The organism is Sorangium sp. So ce185 (genome assembly GCF_051526825.1).
GTDB classification, from domain to species: Bacteria; Myxococcota_A; Polyangia; order Polyangiales; family Polyangiaceae; genus Sorangium; species Sorangium cellulosum_D.
Genome location: NZ_CP150316.1, coordinates 6170933 through 6190831 on the forward strand (window position 1 = coordinate 6170933; position 19899 = coordinate 6190831).

Below are 19899 nucleotides of genomic sequence, written 5' to 3' on the forward strand. Positions count from 1 at the left end.
GCGCGCGCCCCCGCCGCCGCGCGGCGGGAGGGCGACGCGCGGATCCGTCGCGAGATTGCGGTGCGGCAGACGCGGGTGATAAGTTCCTCACCGCGATGACTGCGGGGGAGCGACCGACGACCGCGGAACCTGGTGAGCGCTCCCTCTCTGCGGAGGAAGCGGATCGGATCGCGGCGTCGATCCGGCCCTCCTGGGAGGGGTTCGACGAGCGGGGCAGCGCCCCCGGCGCTCGGGGTGACGAGCGCGGCAGCGCCCCCGGCGGCCGAGGCGACGAGCGCGGCAGCGCCCCCGGCGCCCCGGCCACGAAGCCGCCGGAGGCCGCGGCGGCGCCCCCCGCCGATGCGCCGGCCGCGGGGCGTGAGCCGGCGATGGCCGCCTTCTCTGCCGCGCCGATCGCGCCCGCGGCGCGCGTGCTGGAAGCGCCGCCCGCCGGCGCCTCTGGCGTGTCCGATACCGTGATCGAAGGGGTCCCGACCATCGCCGTCGGCGACGACGCGCCGGGGACGCCGGCCGCGGAGGCCGCGCCCAGGGCGGCAGCGGGCGCTCCCGATGCTGGCGCGCAGGACAGCCCGTCTCCTCGACCGCTCGCGGATGCCCAGACGCACGGCGGCGCTGCCGGCGCCGGCGCTCCGGAGGGCGGCGCGGCGAAGCCGGGCCAGTACCTCGCGCCCGCCGGAAAGACGCGCGTGGGCGTCGGCGCGCCGGACGCGACGGACGACGCGCCTGCGGCCGAGCGCGGCGGCGAGGCCGGCGCGCGGGCCGCTGAACCGGGGCGCCCGGAGCTGGCCCCCTCCCCTGAGCCTGAGCCGCCGTCCGCGCGGCCTGCGCGCACCCGCTCTCGCGCCGCGCGCCCGGCGACGGAGGGCGCCAGTTCGGTCGCCGCGTCCGCCGTGCGCACGGAGGACCACGATCCGATCGAGCTACCGGTCTCCACGCCGAACAAGGCGGCGCTGCGGATCGTCATCGCGCTCGTCGGCGCGGTCTTCCTCTTCTTCGTCGTCCGCGCCCTGCGTCACGACGACGCCGGCGCCGATCCCACGCCGCCCGCGGCGGAGGCGCCGTCCGCGGCGACGGCGGCGCCTCCCGCCGCCGCCGCGCAGGCGACCGACGGCCCTTCGCCCGCCGCCGCTGCCACGGAGGTCGGCGTTGCGCCGGCGCCGAGCGCCTCGGCGTCGGCGAGCCCTCCGGCCTCCGCGGCGGCGACGTCTCCCGCCGCCGCGCCGCCGTCATCCTCCGCGCCGCCGCCCGCCGCCGCGCCGCCCACCGCCGCCGCGCCGCCGGCGACGCCGGCGACCGAGCCCAAGGCAGCTCCGGCACCGAAGAAGCCTGTGCCGGCGCAGCGCGGGACCACGACCGGGGGCAACAAGGGCGGAGGCATCATCCGCGATGCCCCCTTCTGAAGCGCCCCGCTTTCCGCCTCGGCAGCGAGGCTTGCTGCAGTCGTTAGTCACCTACCGCGGACGCCGACGAGGCGAAGCCCGACCTGAGGAGCCATGAAAACACGCGCCTGCGCCCCCGTTCTCCTGCTCTCGCTCTTCGCTCCTGCTGTGCTCACCGAGGCCGGGCTCACCTCCTCTCTTCTCGGCGAGCCGCTCTGCTTCGCGCAGGCGTCCGATCCCGTCACCGAGGTCGCGCGCCAGCGTTACGAGGACGGCGTCAAGGCGTATGACGCGGGTCGGTTCGAGGATGCGCGTACGGCGTTTCTTCAGGTCTACGCGCTCAAGCGTCACCCGGCCGTGCTGCTCAACCTCGGGCAGAGCGAGCTTCGCTCCAACCACCTGGAGGACGCCGGCAAGCACCTCCAGCAGTTCCTGCGCGAGCACACCACCGCGACCCCGGACCAGCGCGCCGCCGCCGAGAAGGCGCTCGCCGACGTGAAGCGGCGGACCGGCTTCATCATCGTGACGGCCGACGCGAACGGCGCGGACATCAGCGTCGACGGCGTCCTCGTCGGCAAGGCGCCCCTGCTCGATCCGGTGTTCGTGCCCCCCGGCAAGCACACCTTGTTCGCGACCTACCAGGACCGCTCGGCGACGGTCCAGGTGGACGCGAAGGTCGGCACGGCCACGCCGGCGACGCTCACCCTGGGAACGACCGGCGCGCCCGCCGCCGGCGCGCCGACGCCCGCGCCGGGGGCGCTGCCGACAACACCGGCCCCGGGCGCCGTCGCGCCGGGGGCCACGCCGCCGGGCACCGCGCAGCCGGCCCCCGGCTCGCCGACGCCGGGCGCGACGACCCCGGGCGCGCCGGCGCCTGGCGCGACGACGCCCGGCGCGACCGCACCCGGCGCGACGGTGCCCGGCGCAGCGGCCCCCGGCGCGACGGCGCCGAGCGCTCCGCCGGCGGCGGCGACGGGCTCCGGCGGGCTCAGCGTCTCGACGAGCAGCACGCTGGGCACGATGGGCCCGGACCAGACCTCCGGCGGCCGCGAGCCGTTCTTCCACTGGTACGCGCGCAAGCCGCTCGCCTGGGTGGGGACCGGCGTCGCGGGCGTCGGTCTGGTCATGGGGATCGTCGGCTCGGCGATCGTCGTCAACGCGCGCGGCAACGCCGACGAGGTCGGGCAGACGATCGAGGCGTACGTCGCGAGCCACGAGAGCACGATCCCCGCGAACCGAAGGTCGCAGCCCTGCGGCGCGCGCGAGGATCCCTCGGGCGACCTCCCCGGCTTCCAGACCGCGTGCGGGACCCTCCGGGACGAGCTCGACCGCTACGACGGCGCGCTCCCCTGGGCGATCACCGGGTGGGTCCTCCTCGGCGTCGGGGTCGTCGGCACCGCGACGTACGCCATGATCGATTGGTACCCCCAGAAGCAGCAGAGCGCGTCGGGCGGCCCGCGCATCACGGCGATCGCGCCGTTCGTGGCGCCCGGTCAGGCCGCCCTCGGCGTCGCGGGGACCTTCTAGAGCGGTTTTTCGCTGGGACTGACACATCGTCGTCCGTCTCTCGTCCCCGTCTCTCGTTCCCGTCTTCCGTCTTCGTTCTTCCGTGCGCGTGCGCGTGCGCGATTCCCCGGAATCAGCGCGCACGCGCACGCGCACGAGGGACGCGCACGAAGACGGGAGACGGAAGACGGAAGACGGAAGACGGAAGACGGAAGACGGAAGACGGAAGACGGCCTGGGGCCTATCGCGTCGCGCCGCGCGTGCGAGCATCAGCGGCGGCTCGCGCTGTGGACCGCCGCCGCACAAGCCGTCCACTTCGGTTGACCTGGGTTCGTCGCTAGGTAGCCTCGCCGTCGTGGAGCTGCGATTCGACCTCTGGCACCTGGCGTTCGTGAGCCTCGTCGCGGGCCGGGCTCCGCCGAACTTCGAGGTCCTGTCCGAGGTGCGGCTCACGATCGAGCCTCAGCGCGCGGACCTCTTGCTCCTCCGACGGGTCGGCGCCGAGCGGATGGATGATCAGGCGCTCGTGCTGCGCGCGCTCTGGGCGCGGCTCGGGCGGGTGGCGATCGTGGAGTACAAGAGCCCCGTCGAGTCGTCGTTCCGGCCCGGCGATCTGGTGCGGCTCGTGACCTATGGCGGACTGTACGAGACGGCCCACCTCGACGAGCTACCGGCGCCAGGGGACCTGACGCTGGTGCTGGTGGTCGCGTCGGTGACGCCGACGCTGCGCGAGGATCTGGCGCGCAAGGGTTGGACCCTGAGCCCGCTCGGGGGCGGGTATGCGCGTATCGACGGGCCGATGTACACTACGTACCTCGTCATCACGGACGAGGTGACCGACGCGGAACGCGACGACTACCTGCGGCTCTTCAGCCATCGGCCCGCCCAGCCGGGCGAGGCAGCGCGGTGGCTGAAGCAGTGGATGAGGGACACGAGGATGAAGCAGCCGGACATCGAGGAGCTCCCGGGGTACGAGGAGATGTTCCAGAAGCTGGTCGAGGCGATGCCCGTGGAAAAGCGGCTCGCCGGGCTCGCTCCCGAGCAGCGGCTCGCCGGGCTCGCCCCCGAGCAGCGGCTCGCCGGGCTCGCTCCCGAGCAGCGGCTCGCCGGGCTCGCTCCCGAGCAGCGGCTCGCCGGGCTCGCTCCCGAGCAGCGGCTCGCCGGGCTCGCTCCCGAGCAGCGGCTCGCCGGGCTCGCCCCCGAGCAGGTGATCCTCGCGCTCCCGGTGGAGGTGCTGCGCATGCTCCCCGAGGAGCATCTCCAGTCGCTCCCCGCCGACGTTCAGGAAACGATCAAGAAGCGCCTCCGGGGCACCGCTCATTGACGCGCGGCTCGCGAGAGCAAGGCCCACTGAGTGCGCCATCGAGGACGACGTCGCCTGCTTGATCTCGGTGTGCGATCAGCGGCCCGTGGGATGAGGGATACGAGGATGAAGCAGCCGGACATCGAGGAGCTCCCGGAGGCCGAGGAGATGTTCCAGAAGCTGGTCGAGGCGATGCCTGTGGAGAAGCGGCTCGCCGGCCTCACCCTCGAGCAGCGGCTCGCCGGCCTCACCCCCGAGCAGGTGATCCTCCTGCTCCCGGTGGAGGTGCTGCGCATGCTCGCCGAGGAGCATCTCCAGTCGCTCCCCCCCGACGTTCAGGAGACGATCAAGAAGCGCCTCCGGGGCACCGCCCCTTGAGTGGCTTCAGACCGGGGCGGGCTCGACGGGCTTCGGCTCGGCGGGCTTGGTCTCGACGGGCGCCGGCTCGTCCGGCGCGGCGGCGCTGCCGCGGCGCTTCGGGCGGAGCCTCCGCAGGGCGTTGCGGAACGAGGTGGCGCTGAAGCGGCGCTTCGCCTCGGGCATGTCCCAGCAGGCGTTGACGCCGGCGGCGCGCGCCTCGTTCCCGAGCAGCGTGGCGTACGTCACGATGGAGTTGCGGAGCACCATCGCCTCTTCCCGGTTGCGCAGGCCGAGGATGCCGAGCAGGTCGCGGCCGCTCACCTCGTCGAGCAGGGCGCTGCCCTCGCGCAGGAAGTCCTCGGTGAGGCCGACGGGCGCGAGGCGGGCCCGGTGCTGCTTGGCGAGCCGGAGCAGCATGGCGAGATCGCTGGTCTCCTCGGCGAGCGTGCCGCTCGTGTTGACGTCGGCGAACTGCTCGGCGACGTCCGGCTCGAACGCGAACGCCTGGTCGGCGAACGCCTTGAGCCGCGCGCGCCACGGCCGGCTCGCCTTGATCACCTGGTCGATGGGCCGCACCTGGTAGGCGCCGGTCCGCTTGCCCTCGCCGAACCAGAGGTTCGCGGTGTCGAGGAGCTGGATGGCGCCGCGGAGCAGCGCGCGGCGCTCGGGGCCGTAGGCCTTGCTCGCGAGCGGCGCCTCGTACTGGACGACGGCCAGGTAGAGGTCCCGGAGCTCCGTGAGGGTGATCGAGATGGGCTGGCTCGGCTCCATGACCTCACGGACGATGCGGTCCATCTCGGGCCGCGCGGCATCGAGGAGAGCCTGAAACTCCGCGGGGGTCGCGACCGCGCGGGTCTCCTTCAGGACGGCGTGCTGCTCTTGTGACAGTTCGATTCCCATGAACCTACCTCCAGTGGGGTGGCGAGCGGGCAGGCGTAGCACTGCGGCAGAGCTCGCGGCCGCACCAGGCAAGATGCGGCCGTCCGGAAGCACGGTGTCGACGCCGGGGACCTGCGCCAGCGCGCCCGGGATGCGCACCAGCGGGCCGGGGCGCGAACCCAGCAAGCCGCGAGCGCGACCCAGCGGCCCGGGAGCACGGCCAGCGCCGCCGAGACGGCCGGGAACCGTGCCAGCACGTCCGAGGAGCCGCACCAGCACGTCCGAGGAGCCGCACCAGCACGTCCGAGGAGCCGCACCAGCACGTCCGAGGAGCCGCACCAGCAGATCCAGGGAGCTGTACCAGCAGGCCCGAGGAGCCCTACCAGCAGATCCAGGGAGCTGTACCAGCAGGCCCGAGGAGCCGTACCAGCAGATCCAGGGAGCTGTACCAGCAGGCCCGAGGAGCCCTACCAGCGGGTGCTGGCAGGCATCCCGGGCCTGCCGGGCAGGCGCCGGGAGCTGCTGGCAGGGCGCCGGGAGCTGCTGGGATTAAGGGACTGAGCCGACGCTCACGCGCCGCCCGCCTCGATGATGGCCCGAGCCTCGGCCGGGTGGCGCTTGCACTCGAGCAGCGCTCCGAGCAGGAGCGGCGCCACGATGGTGGCGTCCGACTCGATCACGAACATGGGCGTGTCCGCCGTCAGCTTGTCCCAGGTGATCTTCTCGTTGGGCGTGGCGCCGGAGTACGAGCCGTAGGACGTCGTCGAGTCGGAGATCTGGCAGAAGTAGGCCCAGGGCCGGGCCGGCTCGTCGAGATCGTACTTGAGCGACGGCACCACGCAGATGGGGAAGTCCCCCGCGATGCCCCCGCCGATCTGGAAGAACCCGACGCCCGCGCCCGCGCTGAGCGCGCGGTACTGATCGTACAGCGCGGCCATGTACTCGATGCCCGACTTCACGATGCTCGGGGAGCACTCGCCCCGCCTCACGTAGGACGCGAAGATGTTGCCGAAGGTCGAGTCCTCGTGGCCCGGGACCACCAGCGGCAGCCCGGCCTCCGCGGCAGCCAGCAACCAGCACTCCTCGGGCGGTCCGCGGTGGAGCGCGGGCTCGACCGCCCGGACCAGCTCGTAGAAGTACTCGTGCCAGAAGCGGCGCTCGCCGCTCGCCGTCGCCCGCTCCCACATGGGGACGATGTGCTTCTCCACCGCGCGGAAAGCCTCGTCCTCGGGGATGCTGGTGTCGGTCACGCGCCGCATCCGGTCCTCGAGGATCCGCGTGTCGTCCTGCTTGGTGAAGTAACGGTAGTCGGGGAAGTCGCGGTAGCCGTCATGCGCCACGAGGCGAAACAGCGACTCCTCCAGGTTGGCGCCGGTCACCGACATGCCGTGGATCAGGCCGGCGCGGATGGCCGGCGCCAGGGTGATGCCGAGCTGGGCCGAAGACATCGCCCCGGCCACGGCCCAGAACATCTTCCCCCCGCGCTCGATGTGCTCCCAGTAGGCGAGGAGCGCGTCGCGCGTCGCGCGGGCGTTGAAATTCTTGTAGTTGCGGAGAACGAACGAGAGGAGGGGCAGCGTCGTGGACGCCGACGTCGTTCCAGACATGTTTCGCCGAGCCTCGGCGACCACGAAGGTCGTCCCGGTGGTCTCGGGTCGCGCAAGCCACCAGGGACGCGCTACGGACCGGCGCAGGCCGGGCCGCCATTGCAGCGTCGGGTGGCTTCGGGGGAACCCTAGCACGACAATCGCCTCGTCGCCTGCAGCTCGGCCCTCCTCCTACGACGGCGTAAGCGCCGGCGGGGGGCTGTGCGCGGCGGCGCGCGGGCGGGCGCGGCGAGCACCGACCGAGGTGCCATAAGGTCCCAGCGGGCTCCACGTCTCAGGCGCGCCTTGTGTGGCGCGCGACGAAACGTCCCAGGTGGCAAGGCCCGAAGGGAGACATGCCGGGCGGTGTTCTCAGCGCAAGCTCCCCCGTCCCAGTCTTGGCGGATGGCCGAGCGCCCACCCGCGCGCCGCCGCGCACAGCCCCCCGCCGGCGCGTGCTCCCAGGAAAGCGCCACACGCCGCCCTCACCGCTCCCTCGCGGCCCGCAGCAGATCCCGCATCGTCGACCGCGGGACGTCCGCGAGCCGCGCCGCGGCGCTGATGTTGCCGCCCACCTCCTCGAAGGCGCGGAGCGCGTCCGCGGGCGTGATCTTCCGCCGGATCGGCGGCTCGCGATCGGCGAGGACGGCCGTGATGTGCTCCGGCAGCACGCGGCCGTGCGCGCGCAACGCCGCTTGAATGAGCACGTTCCGCAGCTCCCGGACGTTGCCTTGCCAGCGGTGCGCCCGCAGCGCGACGAGCGCCCCGGGGGACAATTGCCGCGGGCCGATCTCGGACGTCGCCAGCAGGTGCTCGGCGAGGAGCGGGATGTCCTCCGGCCGCTCCCGCAGTGCGGGGAGGTGGATCCGGCACACCGCGAGGCGCTCGTAGAGGTCCGCGCGGAAGCGGCGCTCGGCGACGAGCGTCTCCAGGGGCTCGCAGGTCGCGACGATGAGCCGCACGTTGACCGGCGTCGACCCCTCCCCGCCCAGCGGGCGCACCACCCCCTCCTCCACGACGCGCAAGAGCTTCGCCTGGACCTCCAGCGAGAGCGCCGCGATCTCGTCGAGGAAGAGCGTGCCCTGGTTGGCCTCGACGAACGCGCCACGCCGGTCCCGATGCGCGCCGGTGAACGCGCCACGCCGGTGGCCGAACAGCTCGGACTCGGCGATGTCGCGCAGGATCGTGGCGGCGTTCAGCACCACGAACGGCCCGTCGGCCCGCGCGCTCATCGCGTGGATCGCCCGGGCGACCAGATCCTTGCCCGTGCCCGACTCGCCGCGCAGGAGCACGGGGAGCTGCAGCGGCGCCACCCGCCGCACCGTCGCGGCGAGCTGCCGCATCGGCCGCGAGCGGCCGACGAGCGACGGCAACGGCGGCCCCTCCTCGATCGGCGGCACCCGCCGCGCCGCCTCGACGCACACCGCCGTGCGGCCGATCTCGAAGCAGCCGCCGGGAACGAGCATCGCCTGCCGCACCCGCACGCCGCCGACGCGGACGCCGTTGCGCGAGTCGAGATCGGTCACCTCGATCGAGGCGCCGCGGTGCGCGACCCGGCAGTGGCGAGCGCTCACCGCGACGTCGTCGATCCTCACGTCCGCGGCCGGGGCGCTGCCCACGACGAGCTCGGCGCCCGGCCCGACCGCGATCCGCACCGGCGCGCTCCAGCCGCTCTGATCGCAGCGGAGCCACACCGTGGCGAGCGCCTCGCCATCCTCCACGAGCTCGAGCGTGGCGTCCCGGATCGACCGGGCCTCGCCGCCCTGAGCTCTCGGGCCCGGCCGACCGCCGGGCGCCCCGGCGGGCCCCCTCCGCAGCGCCGCGGCGGGCGTGGCGGGCGCGGCGGGGTGAACGGGCGTGACGGGCCTGAAATCGCGATCCTCTTCGCTGCGGGTCGGTGCGTTGTCCATGGTCCAGGAGGTCTGTCGTCGGCGCGCGGGGCGCAGTTGCGTCGCTCGCCTCGCTCTCCCCGCCGCGTCGACATTCCTCGCGCCGGCCCGTCACCCCCTTTGCGCTCGGGACCGCGCTGTTCTAGAGGCCGTTCGTGGCATCGCGCTCAACAGGGTGGATCGCGCCGGCGCTCGGCGCGGCGGCAGCGGCCTGGGTGCTCTCGGCCAACCAGGCCCTCGCCCAGCCAGCAGATCGAGACACGTCGGCCGCCGTCGACGACGACGAGGAGCCCGGGCCGGAGGCCGGCGCGAAGCGCCCCGCCGGGCCGGACGAACGGAGCGGGCACGTCCTGCTCCAGGGACGCGCCGGCTACAACCTGCCGTTCGGCAGCATGGCCGCCGGCCAGCCGGTCAGCGAGAAGGTCTCGGGCGGCCTCGCGTTCGGCGCCAACGTCGGCCTCGGGCTGAGCCGCGTGACCGTCGTGGAAGCGAGCGGCTCCTACGCCCTGCTCCCCGCAGCCGCCGGCTGCGACGGCTGCTCCGGCCGGAGCCTCGATATCGGCCTCGGGTTCGTCTACCACCTCGCCCAGGGCATCGCCTTCGACCCGTGGATCAGCTACGGCGTGGGCTACCGGCGGGCCGTCCTCACCTGGCAGGAGGGCTCGGCCGCGGGGCCGACAGCCTCCGACCATGTATTCCATGGGCTCGACGTCGCCCGCATCGCGCTGGGCGGCGATTTCTACCCCGTGTCGAGCTTTGGCGTCGGGGTGTTCGCCGAGCTCGACGCCGGCACCTACCTCTCGCGCCCGGGCGAGCGCTCCGAGGCCACCGCCTACGGATTCTTCCAGTTCGGCCTGCGCCTCGCGCTGGATCCCGTCCCCCGAGGCGCGCGCACATCGGCCGTCTCGGCCGGTACGTCTCGGAGGATCGCCGTCCAGGCGGCCGGCTCCCCGGGGGCGGTCCGCCGGTAAAGCAGCCGGAATGTGGGCGGTCCGGGGGGCCGGACGGGTATAATCAGCCGCGAATGGGCGAGTTCAGGACGAGCAGCCGCACCCGACCCGTCGCGGCTGCCGTGACCGACGTTGGACGCCAGCGGAAGCACAACGAGGACAACGTCCTCGTGAAGTCCGATCTCGGTCTCTTCGTCGTGGCCGACGGCATGGGCGGGCACAACGCGGGCAACGTCGCCAGCGCGCTCGCGACAAAATCGCTCGACAACTTCTTCGAGGCGACCCGCGCGGGCAGCCTGCCCGGCCCCGTCCCCGCCGACGAGCAGGAGCTCGATCCCGAGGCACGGCGCGTCGTCGCGGCGATCCGCAAGGCGAACCACGATGTGTTCGTCATCTCGAACACGTACACCCAGCACCAGGGCATGGGCTCGACGGTGGTCGCCGCCTACGTGTCGCGCGAGACCGACCGGATCCACGTCGGGCACGTCGGCGACAGCCGCTGCTACCGGATCCGGCACGGCGAGATCGAGCAGCTCACGAAGGACCACTCGCTCATCAACGACGCCCTCGCGCTCAAGCCCGACCTGAGCCAGGACGAGCTGGCGAGGCTCCCGAAGAACATCATCACGCGCGCGCTCGGCATGAAGGACGCGGTGAAGGTCGACATCCGCTCGGAGCGCATCGAGCCCGGCGACGCTTTCCTGCTCTGTTCGGACGGGCTGAGCGGGATGGTCTCGGAGCAGCAGATGCTCGATGTGTTCGACGTCACCCAGGACCCGCACGAGGCTTGCGAGCTCCTCATCGAGATGGCCAACGAGGCGGGCGGGACCGACAACATCTCGGCGCTGATCGTCCGCATCCTGCCGGAGGCGGAGGACGAGCGGCAGCCCGACAGCGCGGAGCTCGAGGACACCCGGCCCCACCACATCGACGAGCTCGGCGCGATGCTCCCGCCGCCGCCGGTGCGCGCGGCGCGGGCCCGGGCCGAGGAGGCCGATCTCGACGCGGCCGCCTCCTCGGGCGACGAGCGCATCGCGGCGCAGCCGATCCACTCCGTCGCGGGCAACGGCCTGCGAAGCCACGCCCAGGGCGCCGCGGGCGCGATGTCGCGCGTGGCCGCCGCGCCGTTCACGGACCGGCGCTCTCGCGCGGCCGCTGGCTCCGGCCGTTACGCGGCGGTCGCGGCCGACCCGAGGCCGGCGGCGCCCCCGGTGAAGGAAGCCGCGCCGGCGAAGCCCGCGAAGCGCCAGACCGAGGTGCGCGTCGCGCGGTGCGCGCACTGCAAGCACGAGCTCTTCATCGGCAACCGCTTCTGCGTCGAGTGCGGCGCGCCCATCAAGCCGTGAGCGGCGCGCGTCTCGCTTCACGAGACGCGCGGCGCGAGACGCGCGCGCGCCGCCCCGCGCGCCGATCGCGAGCCGCGGCCGGCGCTGCGGGGGCAACGCGGCGCATCACTTGAGCGCGAGCAGCTCGACCTCGAAGATGAGGGTCGAGTTGGGCGGGATCACGGGCGGGAAGCCGCGAGCGCCGTAGCCGAGCTCCGGCGGGATCGTCAGCTTGCGGACGCCGCCGATCTTCATGCCGGCGACCCCCTGATCCCACCCCTTGATCACCTGCCCGGCACCCAGCTTGAACGAGAAGCCCTGGTTGCGGTCGCGCGAGCTGTCGAACTTGCTGCCGTTCGTCAGCGTGCCGACGTAGTGAACGGTCACGAGCTGGCCGTGCTTCGCCTCGTCGCCCGTCCCTTCCTTGAGGTCCTCGATCCCTAGCCCTGCTTGCATGAATGACTCCTTTCGACGCCGATGGGAGGAGCGCCGCGCGGTCGCGTCAAGCCGAAGCAGCGCGCGGGCGCCCCGAGCGAGCGCTCGCGAGCGCCCCGAGCGAGCGCTCGCGAGCGCCCCGAGCGAGCGCTCGCGAGCGCGCAGGAGCCCGGAGATACCGCGGGTCAGCCGCCGAGGCCGGGGAACGTGAACACGGGCGCGCCGCCGGTCAGCCGCCAGGTGTTCGCGGTCTGCTGCACGACGGGCTGGCGCAGCGCCGGGTGCGGGTGCGTCTGCTCGAAGGCGAACAGGATCGCGGCCGGCGTGAGCTGATCGAGCGACGCGAAGAAGCCGAGCGTGAGCATCGCGCCCCCCTCGGTCCACCGGTACCCCTGCCGCCGCGCGCCGGCGGAGAGCAGGTTGTTCACGCCCGCGACGTCCGCGGCGATCTCGTTCGGCTGGTTGAAGACGGGGAGCGCGCGCGACAGCATCCGCCCGAGATCCGCGGGCGTGACGCCGCGGCTGCCGCCCTGCCCGTTCGCGCAGCCCGTGTGGCCGAGGTGGTGGTGGCCGAGCTCGTGGCCGAGCACGAACGCGAGCTGCTCCTGGTAGAGCTGGCGCTGCCGCTCGACCTTGCGCGCGTCGGTGTGCTGCGCGGGGTCGATGAAGCCCATCGGCGGCCGGATGATCGGCTGCCCGGGCCGCTGCCGCTGCGCGAGCATCCGCAGGAACTCGTCGAGCTTCCTCGTCCCGAAGATCTCGTCGGTCGCCTTGAACTGCGCGATCTGCGCCTGCACCTCGAGCAGCCCGTCGGTGATCGCCATGAACGGCATCCGCTGGTCGTCGCAGCCGGCGAACGCGTTCACCTCGCCGACCGTCGGATCGGCGATGAAGGGGATGCCCTTCACCTTCTGCTGCGCGCCCGACGGCAGCGCGCCGATCAGCGCGCCCATGACGACGCCGGCCTCGGACTGCAGCCAGCCGATGTTGATGTCGTTGATGGGGTCGCCGAGCACCGGCAGCCCGGGCACCGTGGGCACGGAGAAGGTCGGCGCGGGCGCGGGCCCGGTCTGCGCCGGCGGGTAACCGGGCTGCTGCTGCGGGTAGCCGGGCTGCTGCTGCGGGTAGCCGGGCTGCTGCTGCGGGTAGCCCTGCGGGGGCGCGCCGTACGGAGGGTAGCCCTGGCCGTACGTAGGCTGTGACGGAGGCCGGCGCGAGCTGCTCCGCTGACAGCCTGCGACGAGGCCGAGAGCCAGAGCGAGGGCGCCGATCGATCGAAGCAGGTTCATCGCCCGCGAGCATAGCGCACGGAGCGGGCGTCAACCTGCGCTCCGGCGCGCGCAGGATCCCAGCGCGGCGCGGCTCGCGCGCCGCGGTGAGCCGAAAGCCGCAGCCCGGGCGTCAGGCGCAGGAGGACCGATGAACAGAATCCGAGCCTGGTCTGTGGCCGCCGCCCCCCTGTGGATCAGCGCCGTCGCGCTCGCGGGGTGCGGCGGCGCCTCCGTCGCGCATGCGCCCGCGGCGCCGGAGCCGGCCGGCACCGCCGCCTCCGCGGCGCCGCGCGAGGAGGGCTCCATCGAGACGGCCGACGACGCGCTCGCGGCGCTCGAGCGCGCGGAAGGCGAGCTCGACCAGGCCCTCGGCGTACCGGCCGCTCACGAGGAGGATCGCGCCGCGGCGCAGGCAGCGCCGCCGCCGCCGGCAGCGGCGCCGTCGCCGCCGCGCGCGGCGCCTGCGGAGTCCTCCGGCAGCGCCCCGGCGCCGTCCACGCGGGCGACGACCACGGCCGGCGGGCACCCGGCCAAGAAGGCCGAGGCCGCGCCGGTGTCCGCGGCGCCGTGCGAGACCGCGTGCCGCGCGCTCGCGTCGATGAGCCGCGCCGCGCAGCACCTCTGCGGGCTGGCCGGCGACGCGGACGCGCGGTGCGACGCCGCGCGCACCCGCGTCAAGAGCGCGACCGACCGCGTCGAGGCGCGGTGCCCGCGCTGCGCCGAGCCCTAGGACGCCGGACGGCCCTCCGCCCGGACGGCGTCAGGGCCCCGGCGCGAGGAGCTGGAGCAGCCGCACGTTCTTGTACATCTCCCCGAGCGAGCCCGCCGCCGCCTGGCCGGCCTTCGCCAGCCGATCGAGCTCCTCGGGCCGCACGTCCACCTGCACCGTGAGCCGGGCCGCGGCCGGATCCACCGCGAGCGTCGCGCGCTTCGCGACCTCGGCGAGCGCCGCGCCGGGCTCCGCGCCGACGAGCGCCTTCAGCGCGTCCACGTTCGCGCGCTTCTCCTCCAGGAGCTTCCGGAGCTCCTCGGCCGCGTCGGCCGACGCGGCGTCGATCGCGACGGTCGCCGAGAGGCCCCCCTTCGTCGAGACGCCGACCGTGACGGCGCGCGGGCCGGTCGACCCGGTGAGGATCGCCCGGAGGCTCGGCTTGCTCTCGGCGAGCAGGGCGACGCCCAGGAGGGGGCGATCCCACCCGATGTGCGCGAGGCGCGAGGTGACCTCTTCCCGGCTCGCCAGCGACGCGTCCGCCTCCTCGGCGTCGATGCTCGCGCGGAGGTCGGGCTCGGCGCCGTACAGCAGGATCGAGCCGTCGCGCACGGCGATCGCGTCCTCGCCGGCGCGGAGCAGGTACTTCACGCCCTTGTACTCCGCCTGGACGTAGCTGTGCTCCGCGAGGCGCGCCGCGAGCTTCCGCTCGTCGAAGCGCCCGCGCGCGACCACGAGCGACGGGGAGAGGACCAGCTTGTCGACGTCGAACCCGAGATCGATGCCCGTCGCCTTCTTGATGTCGTCGCGGGTGCGCTCGACATGCTGCCGCACCGCGCCGCCCTCCTCGCCGAGCGCCTTCAGATCGAGCTGGTGCGGGTCGACGATCACCACGCCGGGAGCGCTGCCGTGGACATACTCGAGCAGCGACTCGTCCTTCGGGAACGTGGCCGCGCGGAGGCGCGCCAGCCCGAAGCCGAGGAGGCCGGTCTGCTGGGCGAGGACGACGGCGAACACGAGGGCGAGGAGCACGATGTACTTGGCCTTGCCTCGCTTCTTGGGGGCTCCGGCGGCTCGGGCCGGCTTCGACGCGCTCTCGGTGCTCATCTGTACTCGCTGCGCCCTCGCTGGATACCGCGTGCCGCCGGGCCCTGCGGGAACCGCCGCCGCAAGCGCCTCGAGCGCCGCCCGTCGACCTGGAGCGCGCCGCGGCAGAGCATAACCGGAAGCGGGACGCCGGCCAGGCCTTCCGCCGGGGCCGCTGGACGGATAGAAACGACGCGACGTGCCTCGATCCTCGTCCCCCGATGGCCACGGCGCGCTCGCACCGCCGAGCGACGGCGCCGCGCTGCCCGCCGCCCTCGGCCGCTACCACGTGCAACGCCTCCTCGGCGAGGGGGCGATGGGGCGCGTGCTGCTCGCGCACGATCCGGTGCTCGATCGCGACGTCGCGCTGAAGCACCTGCGGGACGACCTCCGCATCCCGCGCGACGTCCGCGAGCAGCTCGTCGTGAGGATGCGCCACGAGGCGCGCGCCGCCGCCCGCGTGACCCACCCGAACCTGGTCACGCTCCACGACGTCGGCGAGGACCCGGATTTCGGGCTCTACCTCGTCTTCGAGTACGTCGAGGGGCCGACGCTGAAGCAGCACCTCCTCGAGCGCCCGCTCTCGGCCGCGCAGGCGGCGCGGCTGGCGCGCGAGCTCGGCGAGGCGCTCACGATCGCGCACCGCGCCGGCATCGTCCACCGCGACATCAAGCCGGAGAACATCATCCTCTCCGCGAACGGCGGCAAGATCGCCGACTTCGGGATCGCCAGGATCCCGGACTCGACGCTGACGCACCAGGGGGGGCTGATGGGCACGCCCGCGTACAGCGCGCCGGAGACGTTCCGCGCCGGGAAGTTCTCGCCCGAGAGCGATCAGTTCTCGCTCGCGGCCGTGATGTACGAGGCGATCTCCGGCAAGCGCGCGTTCCCGGGCGACGACGCGGTCTCGGTCGCGTCGAAGATCGCGAGCGACGATCCGCCGCCGATCGCGCAGGAGGTCGGCGCGCCGCCGTCGCTCGATCAGGTGCTCGCGCGCGGCCTGTCGAAGCGGCCCGAGGACAGGTACCCGAGCTGCGACGCGTTCGGCGCCGCGTTCGCCGACAGCCTGGAGTGGGCGGCCTCGAGCCAGCTGCCGAGGCGTATGCTGGAGGGCCCCGCCGCCGCGACGGCGGCGCTGTCCACGGAGCCGGGCGCGGTGCGCGCGGATCCGCTCGGCGACGACTTCCCTCCCCGCGAGCGGAAGATGGGTCAGGTCGTCCTCGGCGCGGCGGTGGTCGTGGCGACGGCCGTCCTGCTCGTCCGCACGGCGATGCGATCGACGGACGCGCCGGTCGAGGAGCCCCCCGCGCAGGCGGCGCCGGCCGCGTCGTCCGCGGCGCCGCGGCCGAGCGCCGTCCCCTCGGCGCGGCCTGCGCGCCCGAAGCACGGGGCCGCCGAGACCTCGCCGCCCGCCGCGTCATCATCATCATCCACCCCGCGCGCGGCGGGCAGCGCGGAGCCCAGCGCGAGCCCGCCGGACAGCGACCCGAGCCGGCCCGCGTCGGTCACCCTCCCCGAGGACGAGCACGGCGCGGACGCAGGGACGCCGGAGCCCGAGGTCGACGACCTCGACGCGCCGGAGACCACCAACACCGCGCCGGACCCACCCGACGCGCCCGACGCTGGAGCGGCCGATGCTGCTGCGCGTTGAACGGCAGAGATCGCGGTGGCGTTGTCACGAGGAAAAAACTCACCTAAAGGAGCCCGGGTAAGCGGCGTCGCTGTCCGGAACGGCTCGACGTCGAGCGCCTCGTCGGGTCCCGACGAGGCGCTCGCGCTCACGCCGACCGCCGCGCTGGCGACCGTCTGGAACGCTGTTCTGCCCCTTGAGATCCCCGCGATGACTACCCTGACAAACGGCGACGATCTCCATCTGTCGCTCTACCGAAAGATGTTTCAGATACGCCGCTTCGAGGAAGAAGCGGCCCGCGCGTACGCGCAGAGCAAGATCGGCGGGTTCCTTCACCTGTACATCGGTCAGGAGCCCATCGCCGTCGGCGCCTCCGCGGCGCTCCGCCCTGACGACTACGTGATGACGACCTACCGCGATCACGGCCTCGCCCTCGCCCGCGGGATGACCGCGCGCGCCGCGATGGCGGAGCTCTACGGCAAGGTCACCGGGTGCTCGAAGGGGCTCGGCGGCTCGATGCACTTCTTCGACAAAGAGCACAACATGCTCGGCGGCTACGGCATCGTCGGCGGCCACATCCCCATCGCCGTCGGGACCGCGTTCGCGTCGAAGTACCGCGGCGAGGACCGGGTCTCGATGGTCTTCTTCGGCGAGGGGGCGGTGAGCATCGGCGACTTCCACGAGGGCATGTCCCTCGCGGCGCTCTGGAAGCTGCCGATCGTGTTCGTCTGCGAGAACAACGAGTACGCGATGGGGACGCCGCTCTCCCGCACGCTCTCGGTCGAGGACGTCTCGCTGAAGGCGCTCGCCTACGGGATGGAGCGCGATCGCTTCAACTCCGAGCACGTCCTCCAGGTGCGCGATCGCCTCGGCGAGGCCATCGAACGGGCGCGCAAGCACTCGGAGCCGACGCTGGTCGAGATCAGGACGTACCGCTTCCGGGGCCACTCGATGAGCGATCCGGGCAAGTACCGGTCGAAGGAGGAGCTCGAGGAGCGCAAGAAGAAGGACGTGCTCCTGCGCTCGCGCGTCGAGCTCGAGGAGAAGGGGCACAAGGACGCCCTCGAGGCGATCGAGAAGGAGGTCGAAGAGGAGATCGCCGATGCGGTCCGCTTCGCCGAGGAGAGCCCCGAACCCGGGCCCGAGGTGCTCGAGCCCACAACCTATGCAGGACCTTTTGCGCGATGACCGTCCTAAGATTCCGGGAGGCGGTTCGCGCCGCCATGATCGAGGAAATGGAGCGCGACGAGCGGGTGTACCTCGTCGGCGAGGAGGTCGGGCACTACCAGGGCGCCTATAAGGTGACCGAGGGGATGCTCGAGAAGTTCGGCGCGAAGCGCGTGATCGACGCGCCGATCACCGAGAGCGGGTTCACCGGCATCTCGATCGGCGCCGCGATGGTCGGGCTGCGGCCGATCGTCGAGTACATGACGTGGAACTTCTCCGCCGTCGCGTTCGATCAGATCCTCAACAACGCGGCGAAGCTCCGGCAGATGTCCGGCGGGCAGCTCAGCATCCCGCTCGTGCTGCGGGCGCCGAACGGCTCGGCGCGGCAGGTCGGCTCGCAGCACTCGCACTCGATGGAGCACTTCTACGCGCACATCCCCGGCCTCAAGGTGCTCGCGCCCGCGATGCCGGCCGACGCGAAGGGGCTCCTCAAGTCGGCGATCCGCGACGACAACCCGGTGCTCTTCATGGAGAGCGAGACGCTCTACGGCGTGAAGGGCGAGGTGCCCGACGACCCCGACTTCATCGTGCCGCTCGGGGTCGCCTCGATCCCGCGCGAGGGGACCGACGTCACGATCATCGCGTGGAGCCGGATGGTGCACGTGGCGCTCGAGGCGGCCGCGGAGCTCGAGAAGGAGGGCATCAGCGCGGAGATCGTGGACCTGCGGTCGCTGCGCCCGCTCGACGAGGAGACGATCGTGAAGAGCGTCACGAAGACGCACCGCGCGGTCGTGGCGCACGAGGGGTGGCCGTACGGCGGCGTCGGCGCCGAGGTCGCCGATCGCATCCAGCGGCTCGCGTTCGACGAGCTGGACGCGCCCGTCCTGCGCGCGACGACGCTCGACGTCCCGATGCCCTACAACGCACGGCTGGAGCAGTACGTGATCCCGCAGGCGGCGCGGATCATCGAAAACGTTCACCGCGTTCTCTACAAAAGCTGACTGAGCGGACGCACATCCCCGATCAAGGTTGATAGACCCATGGCGAAGGTTCTGGAACTGCCGAAGCTGTCCCCGACCATGGAGGAGGGGCAGATCAGTGCCTGGCACAAGAAGGAAGGCGACAAGATCGACATCGACGATCTGCTCGCAGAGGTCGAGACCGACAAGGCGACCATGGAGTACAAGTCCTTCGATCGAGGGACGTTGCTCAAGATCCTCGTGCCTGCGGGCAGCGTGGTTCAGCTCGGCCAGCCCGTCGCGATCATCGGCAACCCGGGCGAGGACGTAAGCGCCCTCGCCGGGGGCGGCGGCGCTCCGGCGCAGAAGCCGGCGGCGGAGGAGCCCAAGGGGGATCGCGCCGCGCAGCCGGCGGGCGGCGCCGCGCCGAGCGGCGACGCGCCCGGCACGGCCGCGCCGCCCGCGGCGCGCGGCGAGGCGGTCTCGCCGCCCACGCAGCCGGCCGCGCCGCAGCCGGCGTCCGACGGGCGCGTGCGGGCCTCGCCGTACGTGCGCAAGCTCGGCCGCGAGCGCGGGCTCGACCTCACCAGCGTCGCCGGATCGGGCCCGCGCGGGCGCATCGTCGCGCGCGACCTCGAGGGGCTGAAGCCGGCCCCGGCCGCCGCGGCGGCCGCGCCGGCCGCCCCCGGCGAGCTCGCCGCGCCGGACGTGCGTCCGCTCAGCATGATGCGCAAGGCGATCGCCCGGCGCCTCACCGAGTCGAAGCAGACGGTCCCGCACTTCTACCTCTCGATCGACGTCGACGCCGATCCGCTGAACGCGCTGCGCGAGCAGATCAACGCGGATCTCGCGGCGACCGCGGCCGAGGGCGAGAAGCCGGCCAAGGTCAGCTTCAACGATCTCCTGGTGAAGGCGTGTGCCATCGCGCTCGTGCGCGTGCCCGAGTGCAACGCGCAGTTCACGTCGGACGCGATCCTCGTCCACCGGCGCGTCGACATCTCGGTGGCGGTCGCCGTCGCCGAGGGCCTCGTCACGCCCGTGGTGCGCGACGCCGATCGCAAGCAGGTGCTCGAGATCGCCACCGAGGTGCGCGAGCTCGCCGGGAAGGCCAAGTCGAAGAAGCTGCGGCCCGAGGAGATGGCGAACGGGACGTTCTCGATCTCGAACCTCGGCATGTACGGGATCGACAACTTCGGGGCCGTCATCAACCCGCCCGAGGGCGCGATCCTCGCCGTGGGCCAGGTCCGCCGCGAGCCCGTCGTGCGCGGCGAGCAGGTCGTGCCGGGCCGCCGCATGGCCATGACGCTCTCCTGCGATCACCGCGTCGTCGACGGCGCGGTCGGCGCGACCTTCCTCAAGGTCCTGCGCCAGCTGCTGGAGCACCCGACGCAGATCCTGCTCGGCTGATCCTCCCCGCCACGACCAGCGCTCAACCAGGACGCAGCGGACGCCGGGGCTCTCCCCC

17 protein-coding genes are annotated in these 19899 nt (G+C 73.2%); 11 read left to right on the forward strand and 6 right to left on the reverse strand.

The window, feature by feature from the left end; genetic code table 11:
• Nucleotides 1-95 precede the first annotated feature (95 nt).
• From WMF26_RS22590 to WMF26_RS22605, 4 genes are all read left to right on the forward strand, one after another.
• Complete coding sequence (locus tag WMF26_RS22590; RefSeq protein ID WP_438001997.1) at nt 96-1400, forward strand: hypothetical protein; 1305 nt, start codon at nt 96-98, stop codon at nt 1398-1400.
• A gap of 93 nt (nt 1401-1493) precedes the next feature.
• Entirely contained in the window at nt 1494-2906 is a 1413-nt protein-coding gene (locus WMF26_RS22595; RefSeq protein WP_438001998.1) for a hypothetical protein, read from the forward strand.
• Between the two features lie 334 nt (nt 2907-3240).
• Nucleotides 3241-4209: a hypothetical protein gene (locus WMF26_RS22600; protein ID WP_438001999.1), complete on the forward strand. Its 969-nt coding sequence runs from the start codon at nt 3241-3243 to the stop codon at nt 4207-4209.
• A gap of 105 nt (nt 4210-4314) precedes the next feature.
• Nucleotides 4315-4566, forward strand: coding sequence for a hypothetical protein (locus tag WMF26_RS22605; RefSeq protein ID WP_438002000.1), 252 nt, complete (start codon nt 4315-4317; stop codon nt 4564-4566).
• A gap of 6 nt (nt 4567-4572) precedes the next feature.
• On the opposite strand, the gene WMF26_RS22610 is transcribed toward WMF26_RS22605, so the two are convergent.
• The 3 genes from WMF26_RS22610 to WMF26_RS22620 all read right to left on the reverse strand — a co-directional run bounded on the left by WMF26_RS22610 (nt 4573) and on the right by WMF26_RS22620 (nt 8923).
• Nucleotides 4573-5448, reverse strand: a complete 876-nt coding sequence (locus WMF26_RS22610; protein WP_438002001.1) for a hypothetical protein — start codon at nt 5446-5448, stop codon at nt 4573-4575.
• A gap of 548 nt (nt 5449-5996) precedes the next feature.
• Nucleotides 5997-7034: a deoxyhypusine synthase family protein gene (locus tag WMF26_RS22615; protein ID WP_437339085.1), complete on the reverse strand. Its 1038-nt coding sequence runs from the start codon at nt 7032-7034 to the stop codon at nt 5997-5999.
• A 464-nt stretch (nt 7035-7498) separates the two neighbouring features.
• Complete coding sequence (locus tag WMF26_RS22620; protein WP_438002002.1) at nt 7499-8923, reverse strand: sigma 54-interacting transcriptional regulator; 1425 nt, start codon at nt 8921-8923, stop codon at nt 7499-7501.
• A 134-nt stretch (nt 8924-9057) separates the two neighbouring features.
• On the opposite strand from WMF26_RS22620, the gene WMF26_RS22625 reads away from it, so the two are divergent.
• Together WMF26_RS22625 and WMF26_RS22630 are read left to right on the forward strand one after the other, a co-directional pair.
• A complete protein-coding gene (locus WMF26_RS22625) occupies nt 9058-9873 on the forward strand; it encodes a hypothetical protein (protein ID WP_438002003.1) in 816 nt (271 codons plus the stop codon).
• Between the two features lie 101 nt (nt 9874-9974).
• Complete coding sequence (locus WMF26_RS22630) at nt 9975-11198, forward strand: Stp1/IreP family PP2C-type Ser/Thr phosphatase (RefSeq protein ID WP_438002004.1); 1224 nt, start codon at nt 9975-9977, stop codon at nt 11196-11198.
• A 105-nt stretch (nt 11199-11303) separates the two neighbouring features.
• Here the strand turns inward: WMF26_RS22630 and WMF26_RS22635 are convergent, their stop codons facing one another.
• Both WMF26_RS22635 and WMF26_RS22640 read right to left on the reverse strand, forming a co-directional pair.
• Nucleotides 11304-11633, reverse strand: a complete 330-nt coding sequence (locus WMF26_RS22635) for an FKBP-type peptidyl-prolyl cis-trans isomerase (protein WP_061626525.1) — start codon at nt 11631-11633, stop codon at nt 11304-11306.
• Nucleotides 11634-11797: 164 nt separating this feature from the next.
• Nucleotides 11798-12901: a M48 family metalloprotease gene (locus tag WMF26_RS22640; RefSeq protein ID WP_438002005.1), complete on the reverse strand. Its 1104-nt coding sequence runs from the start codon at nt 12899-12901 to the stop codon at nt 11798-11800.
• Between the two features lie 130 nt (nt 12902-13031).
• Here WMF26_RS22640 and WMF26_RS22645 point away from each other — a divergent pair, with 130 nt between their 5' ends.
• A complete protein-coding gene (locus tag WMF26_RS22645; RefSeq protein WP_438002006.1) occupies nt 13032-13613 on the forward strand; it encodes a hypothetical protein in 582 nt (193 codons plus the stop codon).
• A 30-nt stretch (nt 13614-13643) separates the two neighbouring features.
• Here WMF26_RS22645 and WMF26_RS22650 read toward each other — a convergent pair whose 3' ends face one another.
• On the reverse strand, nt 13644-14699 hold the full coding sequence (locus WMF26_RS22650) for a hypothetical protein (protein WP_438002007.1): 1056 nt from the start codon (nt 14697-14699) through the stop codon (nt 13644-13646).
• A 178-nt stretch (nt 14700-14877) separates the two neighbouring features.
• On the opposite strand from WMF26_RS22650, the gene WMF26_RS22655 reads away from it, so the two are divergent.
• The 4 genes from WMF26_RS22655 to WMF26_RS22670 all read left to right on the forward strand — a co-directional run bounded on the left by WMF26_RS22655 (nt 14878) and on the right by WMF26_RS22670 (nt 19841).
• Nucleotides 14878-16329, forward strand: a complete 1452-nt coding sequence (locus tag WMF26_RS22655) for a serine/threonine-protein kinase (RefSeq protein ID WP_438002008.1) — start codon at nt 14878-14880, stop codon at nt 16327-16329.
• Nucleotides 16330-16518: 189 nt separating this feature from the next.
• On the forward strand, nt 16519-17496 hold the full coding sequence (gene pdhA, locus WMF26_RS22660; RefSeq protein ID WP_438002009.1) for a pyruvate dehydrogenase (acetyl-transferring) E1 component subunit alpha: 978 nt from the start codon (nt 16519-16521) through the stop codon (nt 17494-17496).
• Nucleotides 17493-18476, forward strand: a complete 984-nt coding sequence (locus WMF26_RS22665; protein WP_437339095.1) for a pyruvate dehydrogenase complex E1 component subunit beta — start codon at nt 17493-17495, stop codon at nt 18474-18476. The genes pdhA and WMF26_RS22665 overlap by 4 nt, the downstream gene beginning before the upstream one ends.
• 39 nt (nt 18477-18515) lie before the next feature.
• Nucleotides 18516-19841 carry a pyruvate dehydrogenase complex dihydrolipoamide acetyltransferase gene (locus WMF26_RS22670; protein WP_437339096.1) on the forward strand — a complete coding sequence of 442 codons (1326 nt, stop codon included), beginning with the start codon at nt 18516-18518 and terminating at the stop codon, nt 19839-19841.
• Nucleotides 19842-19899: the final 58 nt, after the last annotated feature.